This is a genomic window from Pannus brasiliensis CCIBt3594, assembly GCF_036688125.1.
GTDB classification, from domain to species: domain Bacteria; phylum Cyanobacteriota; class Cyanobacteriia; order Cyanobacteriales; family Microcystaceae; genus Pannus; species Pannus brasiliensis.
This window is the reverse complement of the sequence record NZ_JBAFSM010000002.1, coordinates 24,662-40,508: the sequence shown is the minus strand read 5'-3', so window position 1 is coordinate 40,508 and position 15,847 is coordinate 24,662. Positions and strand designations below refer to the sequence as shown.

Here is a 15,847-nt window from a genome sequence, read left to right as displayed (position 1 = left end):
CCTCCTGCCCCCTGCCTCCCGCCTCCTGCCTAAAAATATGGATTCGGCCACCCGGAAAGCCCGACTGAGAAAACAACTGATCGCGGCGAGACGATCGATCCCGATCGAGCGCTGGGAACACGATAGCGAGCGTCTGCGCGAGAATTTACGCGCTCTCGCCCTATTCCAGCGAGCGAAAACGATTCTCGGTTATTTTAGTTACCGTCAGGAACCGGATCTAAGCTCCCTGTTCACCCTGCATCACCGTTGGGGATTGTCGCGATGCGCGGGGGACTCGTTAAGCTGGCACTGCTGGACACCGGGCGATCCGTTGGAATTGAACCGGTACGGGATTTACGAACCGATGGCGATCGCCCCGGAGATTTTGCCCGCGGAGGTGGATTTACTATTAATTCCCGCGGTGGCTTGCGATCGACGGGGGTATCGTTTGGGCTACGGGGGGGGCTATTTCGATCGGGTTCTCGCGCGTCCCGAATGGCGGGATATTCCGACGATCGGCATTCTTTTCGAGGGATTCTATCTAGAAGAACTGCCGATCGATCCCTGGGATAAACCGTTACAGGGAATTTGTACCGAGTCTCGGATCGAGATTTTTTAACTTTTAGACTTAAGTATTATTACTCAATAAGGCTCTACAATCGCGCGAGGAATAACGTAAAGATTTATTGAATTCGATCGCCGAACTAGATGGCCTTGCTAGGATCGGTATCGTATCGAGAGATGCTTATAAATGCTATTACAGTAAATTATCGACTAGAAATCGCGAGTAACAATGGGGGTTAACGATGAAACATTTTCACGATCGATGGATTCAAGAATGGTGTGAAGAAAACGGTTGGACGGATCTATTTATCGAGCGTTATAGCAACTATTGGGCGTTTCCACCGAACGCGGTAATGCCGGAACCGATCCCGACAAAAGTATTACAGAAAATCAAGCGGCAAAGGGGTCTTTGTCCCGATGAAAAATGGTGGTTGGGAATGGCGATCGCTTTTACGCTGATCGCGGTAGTTGTCGGGTTGGTTTTCGTCTGTCCGATGCCGGTGGTGTTGGCTTTCGCGTTCGACGCGGTGACGGCGGCGCAATTAGAAGTAGAGTATTAAGCGATCGCCCTTCACGCTATTTTCGTTTCCTCCCGCCTCCCGCCTACTGTTTTGTCATCTCGAAAAGATTTTTCGCCTGCGCGTCGAGGAAGCCTTGAAATAATTCCTCGCGTCCGTCGGCTAATCGGATCGCGTTTCTTTCGGCGATCTCGTAATAGGCATAGGTCCACGGGATCTCGATCGATTCCCCGGTCGCGTCATCTTTGACCGTTACCGTTTCCGTTATCGCGCGGGTGGCGGTTTGCCGGAGTCCCGTCCCCCGATCGCCCTCTACGGTATCTTTCATGGGAACCCCCCGATCGCTCAATCCCCGCGCCGTACTCTCTATATCGGCGTAAACGGGCGTATTCTGGCGATTGACGTAGCCAGTAAAGTGATTGACACTATATCCGTGTAATAACACCCACGCGCCGTACTGACTAACTTGATTTACCGCCTCAACTACCGAGCGCGACGGGATCGACCAAGGACGGGTAAAGATTTTTAAATAGTCCTTGACGAATTCTAGATTTTGTGTATTGGCGGGGTGATCGAGAACGGTGGATTCGATCGAACTCGCGATTTCCGCGGGGAGTTCGGAAACGATTAACTCGCTGATAAACAGTTTCGGCAGATCGAGGCTGTCCTGTTCGGGATGGGAATAATGGCGCGCGTAGAGATGGGTGGCGGGAAAATGGTACTCTCCCCCGACGCGATAGCCCAAGGATTCGATTATCGGTTCGAGATAGGCGATTCCGAAGGGTCGATCGCCGATTTTCAGGCATAGGGAACGAAAAGCGATATGATCGTTGGCGATACTTCCCCCCGCACTTTCGATCATTTCTTGATAAACTCGGGCGTATCGGACGCGCTGACGGTAATCCTGCCAGAGTTCAGACCACAATTGACGGGCGATTTCGGGGTTTTTCATCGATTTTTCTCGTAAACGGCGACCATCTGCCGGGCGATCGAATCCCAACTATATTTATCGATTACCAATTCACGCGCGTTTTTCCCTCTCCGCCGTCTTTCTTCGGGATTTTTTAGGGAATTTTCTAGCGTTGCGGTTAATTCTTCCACGTTACAGGGTGTTATCCATCCCGCGTTAAATTTTTCTACCTCCGGATGGATGTCCACTCGATCGGAAATGACGACGGGAATTCCCGCGGCCATCGCTTCGGCTACGGCGATCCCGAAATTCTCGTAATAGGAGGGTAAAACGAAAAGATCCGCCGCTTCTAGGAGTCCTCGCTTCGTTTCTCCCGTCACGAAACCCGCGATCGTGCTGTTTTGACCGATTATCGAGTTTCTGACCTGGTTTTTCACCCGATTCTCGTAGTCGGCATCCTGAAGATTTCCCCCCGCGAGGACGAAATGAAAGTCGATTCCCTTTTTAACGAGATTTTCGAGACTCGGTAGCAGTAAATCCAAGCCTTTTTTCGGATCGAGACGGGACATATAGAGAATCACGGGTTTATCGCTAGGGATACCTAATTCCTCCCGATTTTTCGCGGTTCCCGATGGTAAGTTCACACCGATCGGGAGGACGATATCGTTCGTTTTCACGCCGAATCGTTCGGAAATGCGGCATTCTTGGTCGCTGGTAAAGTGAATCCCGGCGGAACCCGCGATATTCGGTTTTTCTAGAAACGTGGCGTAGAGTTTTTTCAGTTGTTGTTTTTTGCGGAGGTCGGCGGGGTCGAGGGTTCCGAGGGGACGGAGAATGTAGGGTAATCGGCGAGAACGGGCGATCGAGGCGGAAATACTGCTAACGGGGGAAAAGAGACAGTGAATATGGGCGATATCGAACTCGCGCGCGTGGGTGTTTAACCAGTTGAAGAGATCGAGCGAGAATTTGTAGCGACGGAACGGGGAACAGCGAAAATAGAGGATTTTATAACCATTCTGCTCGATCGGAACCCCTAACGGCACGTCGAGGGGCGCTTGTCCGGTGTCCCCGTTGGAGTCGGTGGTAATTACCGTCACGTCCTCTCCCAGTCTAGCGAGGGCGGCCGATAAACCGAGTACCATCTGACTGGGACCACCGTACACCAGGGAAATCGAGGGGACAACCTGTAAGATCTTCATCCGTTTCTCGCGCGTCAAGAATTGTTAAACTTTATTAAAGCAGATCGCTGAAGATTACTTTTTCTAAACTCCCCCCTTATGTTAAGTGAATTTCTGCCCTTCCGAATCGCCATCGAACCCGCGATGATCGCCGGTAGCTGTCTGTGGTCGTTGGCTTTATACTTGGGACTGACGGGGGTTCGCGATCGCGTGATCGAACTCCTCGATCGCTGGTTCAATTTCGCCGAGCGATCGTTGTATACTTCGCGGGAGGAGTTCGAGAGAACCCGCGTCGCGCGCGAATCTCAGAACGCTTTCTACGCGTCGCTATTCAGTATTTTTCCCTTTCTGGCGATCGGTGGGTTGTGTAATTGGGGCGTTAAACTCGGTTTAGGGGAAAGTTGGGCGATTAGCGCCGGAATTCTCGCCTGTATCGCCTGCGGGGTCTACGAATTGGGACGGCAAGACGGTAGCCAATAGGAAATCGTAACCCGACACGAAGCGATCGATTTCGGCAAAAATCGCGGGTGATACGGCATAAAAATCGGGAAAATCAAAAGATTATCTCGATAATCCGCCGAATGGAGAAAAGCGATGGAAGAACTGCTAGAACTGAAGGAATTACTCGTCGCGGGAAATATTTCCGAAGCGCTGGTTCTGGTGGAGGAAATGACCGAGATGAGTAAGGATGACAAGCTGAATAAAATTTTCAGTTTCGCGAAAATTCTCCTTCTCCATCTTATTAAACAAGCGGCAGAAAACCGAACGACGAGATCGTGGGAGATTTCGATCGCTAATTCCGTGAAAGAAATTCAGCGGGTGAATAAACGGCGAAAAACGAGGGGAAATTATTTAACGGACGCGGAATTACGGGAAACGCTGGAAGATGCTTACGATCTCGCGTTACGGCTGTCCGCGCTAGAGGCTTTCGAGGGGAGATACGAGGTGGAAGAGGTCGCGGCCCGGATCGATCGATCGACAATTATTAATCGATCGATGACGCTAATACGCGAAGATGGATGAGAGGATCGGGAATTTTTGGCAGAGGATAGAGATCGAATCTATGCAATGGTTGAAGAAAGTAATGGCGGTGGCGATCGCGGGAGTTCTAATCCTGTCGCTGGTGGCTTGTGGTAAGGGACAAACGCGCAATGAAGTGGTACAATCCGTCCCCGGCGATCCGAAAACCTTTAATGCGGTTCTTTCGGCCGAATCCCCGAATATTTTCGGGTTAACCTACGAGGGATTGTTAGCGGAAAACCCGATCACGGGCAAAAAAGAACCTAGATTAGCGGAATCGTGGGAGATTTCCGACGATAAATTAAGTATTATTTTTACCCTGCGAGAGGGATTAAAATGGTCGGATGGAAAGCCGTTAACCGCCGATGATGTTGTCTTCAGCTTTAACGATCTCTATCTCAATCCCGATATTCCAAATAACTCTAAAGATGGTTTCCGAATAGGTAAAAAAGGAGTGTTTCCGACGGTCAAAAAACTCGATGATCGACGGGTAGAATTTAGAATACCCGAACCCTACGCGCCTTTCCTCGATAGTCTGGGAGTCTCGATCTTACCGAAACACGTGTTAGAAAAATCGGTTCGGAAAAAAGGAAAGGACGGAAAGTTAGAATTTCTTTCGGTTTGGGGAATCGATACACCTCCCGAAGAAATTGTTTTTAGCGGCCCGTATAAACTCAAAGAATACATCACGGGACAACGGATTATTTTCGAGAAAAATCCGTACTACTGGAAAAAGGATAAGGAGGGAAAACAGTTACCGCACATCGATCGGGTGGTGTGGGCGATCGTCGAGTCTCCTGATACTTCTTTAGTGCAATTTCGATCGGGGGGTTTAGATTCGATCAGGGTAACTCCCGAATATTTTTCTCTGTTAAAAAATGAGGAGAATCGAGGGAATTTTACCATCTATAACGGTGGGCCGGCTTACGGGACTCAATTTCTCAGCTTCAATCTTAATAAAGGAAAACGGAATGGAAAACCTCTGGTAGATCCGATTAAATCCCGCTGGTTTAATAACGTGAAATTCCGTCAAGCGATCGCCTACGCGATCGATCGACAGCGAATGATCGACAACATCTATCGGGGATTAGGACAGGAACAGAACTCGTTCATGTCGATTCAATCTCCCTACTATGACAAGAATCTCAAGGGTTATCAATACGATCCCGAAAGAGCGAAACAATTACTTTTAGAAGCGGGTTTTAAATACAATGGTCAGAATCTGTTAGTTGACCAAGATAATAATCCCGTTCGTTTTACCCTAATTACTAATGCGGAAAATAAAACGAGGCAGTTTATGGGAGCGCAAATTAAAGAAGATCTCGCAAAGATTGGAATTAAAGTTGATTTTCAGCCGACCGCTTTTAATAATCTTGTCGATAAATTAAATGTCGATCTCGATTGGGAAGCGCACATTCTCGGATTCACCGGGGATAACGATCCTCACGCGCCGAATATCTGGTACGTGGATGGAAACTTACACTCGTTTAACCAACAATCCCCCCCCGGAAAAGCACTCGAAGGGCAAGAAGTGGCCGATTGGGAGGAAAAAATCGCCCAGTTATACATTCAAGGATCGCAAGAATTAGACCCCGCAAAACGGAAAGTCATTTACGACGAGATCCAGCACTTACAGAACGAGTACGTTCCTTTTATCTATCTCGTCAATCCCCTATCGTTAGGCGCGGTGCGAAACTGTTTCGAGGAGATTCAATACTCCGCGTTAGGTGGCGAGTTCTGGAATCTAGACGAGTTGAAAAAAGTCTGTGAGAAAACGTGAGAATAGGGTGTGGGGTGTAGGGTGTAGAGAAAAGGGTAAAGGGTAAAGGGTAAAGGTGAAGGGCTTAAAAGTCGTCTTTTCCCTTTTCCCCTTCCCCTTTTTCCCAAAAAAACTCCCTCATCTCCCGACACCCGACACCCGACACCCGACACCCGACATCCCATCTCCCCACGCCCCGATCGAATTGAATACAATAGTATTGAACCGATCGAACGGCCATCTATGGACAACCTCCTAGACATCGCTTTCCCGGACTCGATCGATCGCGAGATCGAGGAACTACACCGACAGTCGATCGAGTTACGGCAATCCCTCGCGAGAACGGGAACGGGAAAAAGACGCGATAGAGAACGCTTGGAAACCCTAGAACGCAAAATCGCCCTAACCGACCGATTGATCGCCGAATACAGTCAACTCGGCGCGAGAATGGCGATCGACGGGCAACTGCCGGAACATCTGGCCGAATCTCGACGGCTAGAACAGTTAGAACGTCGCGGGGAAAGTCGGGAACTGGCGATCGATCCCGCGAAACTCCAGTGGTTCCGTCGCCGTTTAAAAGCTTGGTTTCGGGAGAATCGCCGCGATTTCCCGTGGCGCGAGACGAAAGATCCCTATCATATTCTCATCGCCGAGATGTTTCTCACCCGAACGCGGGCCGAGAACGTTACCCCGGTTTACATCGCTTTCCTCGAAAAATACCCGACCGTGGTAGACCTCGCCAACGCGCCCGTAGAAAGTATCGAAAAAGCGATCGCCCCGTTGGGATTGGACTTTCGCGCGTCGCAGTTACATCGATCGGCCGCGCGTCTGGTGGGGACTTACGGGGGGGAAATTCCCGATCGAGCCGAAGAGTTGATGACTCTGCCCGGCGTGGGACGCTACACCACCAACGCGGTTCTAGCCACGGCTTTCGGGCAACGCGCCCCCGTCCTCGATACTAACGTGGTGCGGATTCTCGAACGCTTTTTCGGGCTGGAAGGGAGGGGGGAAAAGTCGCGGGATCATTATCTGTGGGACGCGGCGGAAGCGATCGCCCCGAAACGGAACCTGAAAGAATGGAACTGGACGCTGATCGATTTCGGCGCTCTCGTCTGTACTCCGAACCCTCGCTGTTCGGTTTGTCCCTTACAGAAAAACTGCGATTTTTATAGAAAAGGGCGAGAGAACCCGCCCCGAAACGGTTAGGAAGCCGAAATCCAATCGGTATGGAAAAATTCGCCTCTCGGTTTATCGACGCGTTCGTAAGTGTGCGCCCCGAAGTAATCCCGTTGCGCTTGCGTGAGATTCTGCGGTAGATCCGCCCGACGGTAGCTGTCGAAATAGTCCAGAGACGCGCTGAACGCCGGGACGGGAATGCCTAACTTATTGGCTAACACTAACACCTCGCGCCACGATTCCTGTCGATCGAGGATACTCTGTTTAAACTCCGGCGCGAGTAACAGATTCGGTAAGCCGGGATTTTCCGCGAAAGCTTTGCGGATTTTATCCAAAAATCCCGCCCGGATAATACAGCCGCCTTTCCAGATACGCGCCGACTCCGGCAGGCTGATATTGTAGTTAAATTCCTTCGAGGCTTTGGCGATTAACGCCATTCCCTGCGCGTAGGAACACATTTTCGAGCAATACAGCGCGTCCCGCACCTTATTGACGAAAGCCGCGGTATCGCCGGGATAGGTTCCCGCGGGGCCGGGTAATTCTTTCGAGGCCGCTACCCGTTCCTCCTTGTACGCGGACATCACGCGCGCGTTCACCGCGGCGTACATGGTCGGGATCGGTACACCCAATTCTAACGAACTCACGATCGTCCAGCGTCCGGTTCCTTTCTGTCCCGCGGAATCGAGGATGAGATCGACGAGATGTTTCCCGGTTTCCGGGTCGATGTATTTGAAAATATCGGCGGTAATCTCGATGAGATAGGAATTTAGCTCGTCGGTGGTGTTCCACTCGGCGAAGGTGGCTTGTAGCTGTTCGTTGGTCAATCCTAGACCGTTTTTCATCACATCGTAAGCTTCGGCGATTAACTGCATATCGCCGTACTCGATGCCGTTGTGAACCATTTTCACGTAATGTCCCGCGCCGCCGGGGCCGATGTAGGTGACGCAGGGGCCATCATCGACCTGAGCGGCGATCGCCGTCAGAATCGGTTCGAGTTCCCGGTACGCGAATTCGGTTCCCCCCGGCATCAGCGAGGGGCCGTGTAACGCGCCTTCCTCTCCCCCGCTAACTCCCATGCCGACGAATCCGAGTTTGGTGGTGGATTCTAGGTCGCGGGTGCGTCTTTCGGTATCCTCGTAGAGGGAGTTACCGCCATCGATAATCATGTCCCCCTCGTCGAGAAGGGGTTTGAGTTGTTCGATCACGGCATCGACCGGGGAACCGGCTTTGACCATGACGAGGATTTTCCGGGGTCTTTCGAGTATCTGTACGAATTCTTCTAGGGTATAGGCGGCTTTGACATCTTTACCGACGGCGCGGGTTTCCATGAATTCTTTGGTTTTGGCGCTCGTGCGGTTATAGACCGCGATAGGGAAGCCGCGACTCTCGACGTTGAGGGCGAGATTTTCCCCCATTACGGCGAGTCCGATCACTCCGAAGGTGCGTTTCGTCATAGAAATTCGTTGCTAGTGCTTTCTTTATTTCCTTTTATCGCGCGGGTTCCGATCGAGCGCGATTCCTTTTCTATTTCTTAAGCTGTCGGTCGAGATGGCTAGGCTTCGATCGGTAGCCTTTTTTACCGAAAACCAAATTTTTCGTCAGGGAAAGGAGACAGGAGATAGGAGTCAGGAGTCAGGAGGGAGGAAACGGAATAAATTAGGGAGTTAATCCCGAAAAATCGATCTTTATTCTGCCCGGATTCTTTACGGTCAAATTTTCAGGCATTTAGAATGAAGCGCGCGAGAGATTTTTGATGAGTCTTGCCATCGCTGGAGTCGGATTGCTAACAGCCTTCGAGAACTATTCCCGAAGAAATTCACGAGAAATACCCGGGAAAGATGAACGATCGCGCGATCGGGGATTAACTGGGTTATAGAAGTCGATCGAGGTCTTCCCCGATCGAGATCCCGCTCTCGATCGGCGAGGGGAAAAAATATGAAACGTTTCTTGCTGGGAGTTTTATCCGTTTTCTTCCTGTCCACCCTGTCGATTCCCTCGACTCGGGCGGCAACGAACTCGGGCGAAAATGCCCCCCGACTCGAACCTTTTTATCTCGTTCATCTCGGTTATCAAGGCTATTTCGAGAAACAAGGAATCCCGAGTAACGGCGCTTTTCTGGTGGGGATAAAATCGAGAAAGGTCACACCGATCACCTTGGTACAGAGCGCGATCGTCCGCGGGAGACTCTCCCCGGAAACCCTGAACGATCGAAGCTATTTATTCCACGTCACGAATCTATTGCAACTCATCGAGCCATACTAAAAGACCGCGGGAAAGATCGGGGAAGTCAACTCGATCGAGGTTCGATTTTTCCCCGAAATCTTTACCCCGTCGGGAGCGGAACGAGTGGTGAGTTCATTAATCCTCCCACTCATCGATCGAGTTCTGTTGTTCCGAAGCTACCAGACGAGCGCGGATTTCCTCCCAATCGATCGACGATCTGACTCGATTTTCTAATACCCGTCCCCGTTGTAAATAGATCACCCGATCGGCGAAGGTTTTGACGAATTCTAGTTGATGGTTAACCATAATAATCGTTAAATCCGGTAAATTCGCCAATACCTCGAACAATCGCGTCGCGGTTCCCACGTCTAGCGCGGACGTGGGTTCATCGAGGAGGAGAATTTTCGGTTGCAATAGTAAACCCCGCGCGATCGATACTAACTGCCGTTGACCGAGGGATAATTGTAATTCGGTGCGATCGAACCACGCTTCCGGAATGCCGATCCGCGCCGTCCAGTGTTCTAAGCGATCGAGAATTTCCCGTCGCGGTAGCTTCTGTAATTCCAACGGATAAACCAGCGATTCCCGTACTTTTAACTCTAATAATTTCGGTTCCTGCGGGACGAGAACGATCTCCCGACGCAACTGCCCGACGGGAAACTGTCGATTGGATTTCCCCTCGAAAAAAATCTCCCCGGTCGTGGCATCTTGGAGACGGTTGAGAAGCCGTAACAGCGACGTTTTCCCCGCGCCGGAAGCCCCGATAATTCCCACTCGTTCCCCGCGTTCGACGGAAAAGGTGACATCCTGTAAGAGATGGGACGTTCCCCGGCGCACCGTTAAAGTTACTTGCTGTAAATCTAAAATCAAGCTTGTTTTTTTCCTAATAATCCGATTTTCGGGTGATTTATCTCTAAGGCGATCGGGACAGGAGATCGATCGAGCCTCGCGCCTCTCCCCCTATCTTATTAAACGCCGAACGCGATACGGACGCTCGATCGGGGTCGGGGGACTTTCCCGATACAATACGAACAGTCCCAACGCCTAAGCGGAAGCTATGTTCCTGAAATCTCCCCCCGATCCGATCCAGACGGTAGCCCGAGAATTTGAAACGATCGTCGGCAAAGACGGCGTTATCCGTCGAAAAGACGAGCTATTAACCTACGAATGCGATGGTATCACGGGATATCGACAAAGACCCGCCCTCGTGGTACTTCCCCGTACTACCGAACAGATCGCGGCGATCGTGAAAATCTGTCACGAGAAAGAGATCCCGTGGGTGGCGAGAGGTGCGGGAACCGGCTTATCCGGGGGCGCGTTACCCCTCGAAAACGGCGTTTTAATCGTCACGGCGCGGATGAATCGGATTCTCTCGATCGATCTCGATAATCAGCGCGTTGTCGTGCAACCGGGGGTGATTAATAACTGGGTGACACAAGCGGTTAGCGGGGCGGGATTTTACTACGCGCCCGATCCTTCCAGTCAAATTATCTGCTCGATCGGCGGTAACGTGGCCGAAAATTCCGGCGGCGTTCACTGTCTCAAATACGGAGTCACCAGCAATCACGTATTAGGCTTAAAAATCGTCATTCCCGACGGTTCGATTCTCGACACCGGTGGATTCGTCCCCGAAACTCCCGGCTACGATCTCACCGGTGTATTCGTCGGTTCCGAGGGAACGCTAGGCATCGCCACGGAAATCACGTTACGGATTCTGAAAACCCCGGAATCGATCTGTGTTTTACTCGCCGATTTCACCAGTGTCGAAGCGGCGGGGCAAACGGTCGCGGATATCATCAAATCCGGCATCATTCCCGCGGGCATGGAGATCATGGATAATCTCAGCATTAACTCGGTCGAGGACGTGGTAGCTACCGGTTGTTATCCCCGAGACGCGGAAGCGGTTTTATTAGTAGAATTAGACGGATTGGCGGTAGAAGTTGCCGCCAATAAACATCGCGTCGGCGAGATCTGCCGTCAGAACGGGGCGCGGAATATTACCGCGGCGAACGACGCGGAAACGAGATTAAAACTCTGGAAAGGACGGAAAGCGGCTTTCGCGGCGGCGGGTAAAATGAGTCGGAATTATTTCGTTCAAGATGGCGTGATTCCCCGCAGTCAACTCGCGCCAGTCTTACAGGAAATTAACGCGTTAGGAGAAAAATACGGCTATAAAATCGCCAATGTTTTCCACGCGGGAGACGGCAATCTTCACCCGTTGATTCTCTACGATAATAAGGTGAAAGGCGCGTGGGAAGAAGTGGAAGAGTTGGGCGGAGAAATCTTGAAAGTCTGCGTCCGCGTGGGCGGAAGTTTATCGGGAGAACACGGCATCGGCGTGGATAAGAGTTGCTATATGCCCGCGATGTTTAACGAGATCGATCTGGAAACGATGGGCTACGTTCGCGATTGTTTTAACCCGAAAGGGTTAGCCAATCCGGGGAAATTATTCCCCACCCCGCGCACTTGCGGCGAAGCGGCTAACGCCAAACAACAGGAGTTTAATGGGGTCGATCTGTTCTAAGATAACCGAATCCGTAACCGTTATGATTTACACTCGTTCGATCCGTTTGGCCGATACCGACGCGGCGGGAGTTATCTACTTCGCGAATCTCCTCTCGATCTGTCACGAAGCCTACGAGGAATCGTTAGCCCGATCGGGGATTTTTTTACGGGACTTTCTCGATGATTCCCCGATCGCCATCCCGATCGCTAAGGCGGAAATCCAATTTTTCCATCCTCTTTTCTGTGGCGATCGACTGCGAGTTCAAATTCACCCGATCTCGATCGCCGACACGGAATTTGAATTAGAATACACGATTTTTCTCGGCGAAAATACGGAGAAAGCGGTGGGGAAAGCGCGAACCCGTCATGTCTGTATCGATCGATACTCGCGACAGCGGATCGTTCTCCCAAATCCCCTTCAAAACTGGCTGAAAAGTTTGTAAACGATGTCGATATGACTTCTCCGAAAAATTATGACGACTAGCCAACAAACCTTCGGCATCGCGATCGAACGACAAATTAGCCCGGAACGTTTAGAGAGTTTAGACGTGACGGGCTGGACGATCTGGACGAAGGGAATCTCGGAATTCCCCTGGACGTATGACAGCGATGAAACCTGTTATTTTGTCGAGGGGGAGGTGGTAGTCACTCCCGACGGTGGGGAACCGGTAGAAATGGGCGCGGGCGATCTCGTCACCTTTCCCGCGGGGATGTCCTGCACTTGGAAGATCCGCCGGGACGTGAAGAAACGTTATCGGTTTCTCTGAGACAACGCTCGCGAACGGTGAGAATCTTAAATAAAAGGGGGTTCGGGAACGGGCGGCGCGTCCGGCTCTCTAGAATGGGGAAGAGAACAACGTTTGCAGGAGCGCGAACCAATGGATACGTCTATCCCGATCGAGCGATTACCCGAACGCTTACAGGAACTCGATCGAGCGTCCCCCGAAACCGGCGCGGAGATCCGCCAACAAGCGCAGGAAGTCCTCGCCGAACCGACGATCGATCTGCCCCTCCGCGAAGCGATCGCCGATAGCCTCGGGGAAGCGAACCAGTTATTAACCCTGAAAACCGCAACTAAAGACGATAGCTACTAGCACAAACTAAGGAAAAAGTCAAGATGAAAACTAAATTTCGTTTTGTTCGATCGAGACGATTTTTCGTTTTCATCTGGCTGATTTTCGGGGCGACCGGCTGTAATTCCGCGCTGTTGGTCACGCCCCAGGTTCCCGCCGGCGGGTTGAATAGTTTCGCGGCCGACGAATCGCCCAGTTATAGCGGGGACGGGCGTTATCTCGCGTTCGCCTCGGATCGATCGGGCCGCCGGAGTATTTACCTGTTCGATTTACAGGAACGAAGATTAGTCAACCTACCGAATTTAAACCGTCGCGATTCCCGTCAGGATCAACCCGCGTTAAACGGGGACGGACGGTTTATCGCCTATATCTCCACCGAGCGCGGTAAAGCTGACGTGATGGTGTACGATCGCGATTCGGGGCGATCGGAACTCTTAACGGCCAATGTCCGCGGGACGGTGCGGAATCCCACCATTAGCGGTGACGGTAGTCGGGTAGCTTTTGAAACCAATCAAAGCGGCCAGTGGAAAATCGCCCTCGTCGAGAGGAATTATTAAAATTATTAATTCGATCGAGAACTACGCCCCGCGTTCAAAATGAAAAATCCCCCACCGGGCGGCGGGGGATTTCGTTAGTTACCTAACTTGTCGAGTTTAGCCGAACTTACCGGCGGTCGAAGCGATCAAGAAGGCGGCGTAGGTGAAGATATAGCCGACGGTGAAGTGAGCTAGACCGACCAAACGAGCCTGAACGATCGACAGAGCGACGGGCTTATCTTTCCAACGAACCAGGTTCGCCAGAGGAGTGCGCTCGTGCGCCCAAACGATGGTCTCGATCAACTCTTGCCAGTAACCGCGCCAAGAGATGAGGAACATGAAACCGGTCGCCCAAACGAGGTGTCCGAAGAGGAACATCCACGCCCAGACCGAGAGGTTGTTCACACCGTAGGGGTTGTAGCCGTTGATTAACTGCGCGGAGTTCGCCCAGAGGTAATCGCGGAACCAGCCCATCAGGTAGGTAGAGTTTTCGTTGAATTGAGCGACGTTACCTTGCCACACACCGAGGTGTTTCCAGTGCCAGTAGAAGGTCAACCAGCCCAGGGTGTTCAGCATCCAGAACATGGCGAGGTAGAAGGAATCCCAACCGGAGATGTCGCAAGTACCGCCACGACCGGGGCCGTCGCAGGGGAAGGCGTACCCGAAGTCTTTTTTGTCGGGCATCAGTTTCGAGCCGCGGGCATCCAACGCGCCTTTGACGAGAATCAAGGTGGTGGTGTGGAGACCGAGGGCGATGGCGTGGTGAACGAGGAAGTCACCGGGGCCGATGGTTAAGAATAGGGAGTTCGTACCGCTGTTGATCGCCTCTAACCAGCCCGGTAGCCAAACGTTACCGTAGTTGGGGTAAGCGGTCGAAGCGACGCTATCGGGGTTCGATAGCAGAACGTTAAACCCGTAGAGAAGTTTTCCGTGAGAGGCTTGAATCCACTGCGCGAAAACGGGTTCGATCAGGATTTGTTTTTCGGGAGTACCGAAAGCGACCACCACGTCGTTGTGAACGTAGAGACCGAGGGTGTGGAAACCGAGGAAGAGAGACACCCAGCTTAAGTGGGAGATGATCGCTTCCTTGTGTTCGAGCATCCGGGCGAGAACGTTGTCTTTGTTCGCTTCGGGATCGTAGTCACGTACCCAGAAGATAGCACCGTGAGCGAACGCGCCGACCATCAGGAAACCAGCGATGTACTGGTGATGGGTGTAGAGAGCCGCTTGGGTGGTATAGTCCTTCGCCATGAAGACGTAGGGGGGCATCGAGTACATATGTTGCGCCACCAGGGAAGTCACCACGCCGAGAGAGGCGAGAGCGAGACCGAGTTGGAAGTGGAGGGAGTTGTTAACCGTGTCGTACAGGTTTTTGTGACCCGCTCCTAACTTACCGCTCGGGGGACGGTGGGCGTTGAGGATCTCCTTCATGCTGTGGCCGAGGCCCCAGTTGGTGCGGTACATATGACCGGCAACGATGAAGATCACGGCGATCGCCAGATGGTGATGCGCCATATCCGTCAGCCAGAGGGATTCGGTTTGGGGGTTGAAGCCACCGAGGAAGGTCAAGATCGCGGTTCCCGCGCCTTGCGCCGTACCGAAAACGTGGTTAGCGGTGTCGGGATTCTGCGCGTACACGCCCCAGTTGCCCGTGAAGAAGGGCAGTAAGCCCGCGGGGTGAGGGGGGGTAGAGAGGAAGTTATCCCAACCGACGTGCTGACCGCGCGATTCCGGGATGGCGACGTGAACGAGGTGTCCCGTCCAGGCCAGAGAGCTAACCCCGAACAGACCGGCGAGGTGGTGGTTCATGCGGGACTCGGCGTTCTTGAACCAGGCGAGGCTAGGACGGAACTTGGGTTGCAAGTGGAGCCAGCCGGCGAACAGGAACAGGGCCGAGAGGATTAGCAAGAACACCGCGCCTTGGTACAGGTCTTGGTTGGAGGTGATCCCGATGGTGTAGAACCAGTGGTATACACCGGAATAAGCGATGTTAACGGGGTTAGAAGCGCCCGCTTGGGTGAAGGCATCAACCGCGCCTTTGCCGAAGTGGGGGTCCCAGATCGCGTGGGCGATCGGGCGGATATTGAGGGGATCTTTGATCCACTGCTCGAAGTTACCTTGCCACGCGACGTGGAATAGGGTGCCGGAAGTCCACAGAAAGATGATGGCGATGTGTCCGAAGTGGGAGGCGAAAATCTTTTGATAGAGATTTTCCTCGGTCATTCCATCATGACTTTCAAAGTCGTGGGCTGTGGCGATCCCGTACCAGATCCGACGAGTCGTTGGATCTTGGGCTAGGTCTTGGCTAAATTTGGGGAATTTAGTTGCCATAGCTGTTTAGGAAATTCTCCTCTCTAAATAACTGAGGCTCTTACACGAGTGCTGGTCATTTCCTTGTTTTTTCAC

At 52.1% G+C, this 15,847-nt stretch carries 17 protein-coding genes; 12 read left to right on the top strand and 5 right to left on the bottom strand.

Annotation, left to right across the window (positions count from 1 at the left end; translation table 11 throughout):
* The first annotated feature begins 37 nt into the window (after nt 1-37).
* A complete protein-coding gene (locus tag V0288_RS01445; protein WP_332863225.1) occupies nt 38-598 on the top strand; it encodes a 5-formyltetrahydrofolate cyclo-ligase in 561 nt (186 codons plus the stop codon).
* Nucleotides 599-785: 187 nt separating this feature from the next.
* Complete coding sequence (locus tag V0288_RS01440) at nt 786-1,103, top strand: slr1957 family protein (protein WP_332863223.1); 318 nt, start codon at nt 786-788, stop codon at nt 1,101-1,103.
* Between the two features lie 43 nt (nt 1,104-1,146).
* Here the strand turns inward: V0288_RS01440 and V0288_RS01435 are convergent, their stop codons facing one another.
* On the bottom strand, nt 1,147-2,013 hold the full coding sequence (locus tag V0288_RS01435; protein WP_332863222.1) for a DUF1338 domain-containing protein: 867 nt from the start codon (nt 2,011-2,013) through the stop codon (nt 1,147-1,149).
* Complete coding sequence (hpsP, locus tag V0288_RS01430) at nt 2,010-3,170, bottom strand: hormogonium polysaccharide biosynthesis glycosyltransferase HpsP (protein ID WP_332863221.1); 1,161 nt, start codon at nt 3,168-3,170, stop codon at nt 2,010-2,012. The genes V0288_RS01435 and hpsP overlap by 4 nt, the downstream gene beginning before the upstream one ends.
* 78 nt (nt 3,171-3,248) lie before the next feature.
* Between hpsP and V0288_RS01425 the strand changes: the two genes are divergently transcribed.
* The 4 genes from V0288_RS01425 (at nt 3,249) to V0288_RS01410 (ending at nt 7,134) form a co-directional block, all read left to right on the top strand.
* On the top strand, nt 3,249-3,629 hold the full coding sequence (locus tag V0288_RS01425; RefSeq protein WP_332863220.1) for a hypothetical protein: 381 nt from the start codon (nt 3,249-3,251) through the stop codon (nt 3,627-3,629).
* A gap of 114 nt (nt 3,630-3,743) precedes the next feature.
* On the top strand, nt 3,744-4,172 hold the full coding sequence (locus tag V0288_RS01420) for a DUF29 family protein (RefSeq protein WP_332863219.1): 429 nt from the start codon (nt 3,744-3,746) through the stop codon (nt 4,170-4,172).
* Between the two features lie 40 nt (nt 4,173-4,212).
* Entirely contained in the window at nt 4,213-5,949 is a 1,737-nt protein-coding gene (locus V0288_RS01415) for an ABC transporter substrate-binding protein (RefSeq protein WP_332863218.1), read from the top strand.
* Nucleotides 5,950-6,171: 222 nt separating this feature from the next.
* Complete coding sequence (locus V0288_RS01410) at nt 6,172-7,134, top strand: HhH-GPD family protein (protein ID WP_332863217.1); 963 nt, start codon at nt 6,172-6,174, stop codon at nt 7,132-7,134.
* Here V0288_RS01410 and gnd read toward each other — a convergent pair.
* Nucleotides 7,131-8,558 carry a decarboxylating NADP(+)-dependent phosphogluconate dehydrogenase gene (gene gnd, locus V0288_RS01405; protein ID WP_332863216.1) on the bottom strand — a complete coding sequence of 476 codons (1,428 nt, stop codon included), beginning with the start codon at nt 8,556-8,558 and terminating at the stop codon, nt 7,131-7,133. The genes V0288_RS01410 and gnd overlap by 4 nt on opposite strands.
* Before the next feature lie 481 nt (nt 8,559-9,039).
* Here gnd and V0288_RS01400 point away from each other — a divergent pair, with 481 nt between their 5' ends.
* Entirely contained in the window at nt 9,040-9,366 is a 327-nt protein-coding gene (locus V0288_RS01400) for a hypothetical protein (protein ID WP_332863215.1), read from the top strand.
* 96 nt (nt 9,367-9,462) lie between these two features.
* On the opposite strand, the gene V0288_RS01395 is transcribed toward V0288_RS01400, so the two are convergent.
* Complete coding sequence (locus V0288_RS01395) at nt 9,463-10,197, bottom strand: ABC transporter ATP-binding protein (RefSeq protein WP_332863214.1); 735 nt, start codon at nt 10,195-10,197, stop codon at nt 9,463-9,465.
* A 187-nt stretch (nt 10,198-10,384) separates the two neighbouring features.
* Here V0288_RS01395 and glcD point away from each other — a divergent pair, with 187 nt between their 5' ends.
* From glcD to V0288_RS01370, 5 genes are all read left to right on the top strand, one after another.
* The gene (glcD, locus tag V0288_RS01390; protein ID WP_332863213.1) at nt 10,385-11,851 is read left to right on the top strand and encodes a glycolate oxidase subunit GlcD; all 1,467 of its coding nucleotides are present in this window, start codon (nt 10,385-10,387) and stop codon (nt 11,849-11,851) included.
* 22 nt (nt 11,852-11,873) lie between these two features.
* A complete protein-coding gene (locus V0288_RS01385; protein WP_332863212.1) occupies nt 11,874-12,275 on the top strand; it encodes an acyl-CoA thioesterase in 402 nt (133 codons plus the stop codon).
* A gap of 30 nt (nt 12,276-12,305) precedes the next feature.
* Complete coding sequence (locus V0288_RS01380) at nt 12,306-12,599, top strand: cupin domain-containing protein (protein ID WP_332863211.1); 294 nt, start codon at nt 12,306-12,308, stop codon at nt 12,597-12,599.
* 111 nt (nt 12,600-12,710) lie between these two features.
* Nucleotides 12,711-12,926, top strand: coding sequence for a hypothetical protein (locus V0288_RS01375; protein WP_332863210.1), 216 nt, complete (start codon nt 12,711-12,713; stop codon nt 12,924-12,926).
* A 23-nt stretch (nt 12,927-12,949) separates the two neighbouring features.
* Complete coding sequence (locus tag V0288_RS01370) at nt 12,950-13,462, top strand: TolB family protein (RefSeq protein WP_332863209.1); 513 nt, start codon at nt 12,950-12,952, stop codon at nt 13,460-13,462.
* 96 nt (nt 13,463-13,558) lie between these two features.
* On the opposite strand, the gene psaB is transcribed toward V0288_RS01370, so the two are convergent.
* The gene (psaB, locus tag V0288_RS01365) at nt 13,559-15,772 is read right to left on the bottom strand and encodes a photosystem I core protein PsaB (protein WP_332863208.1); all 2,214 of its coding nucleotides are present in this window, start codon (nt 15,770-15,772) and stop codon (nt 13,559-13,561) included.
* Nucleotides 15,773-15,847: the final 75 nt, after the last annotated feature.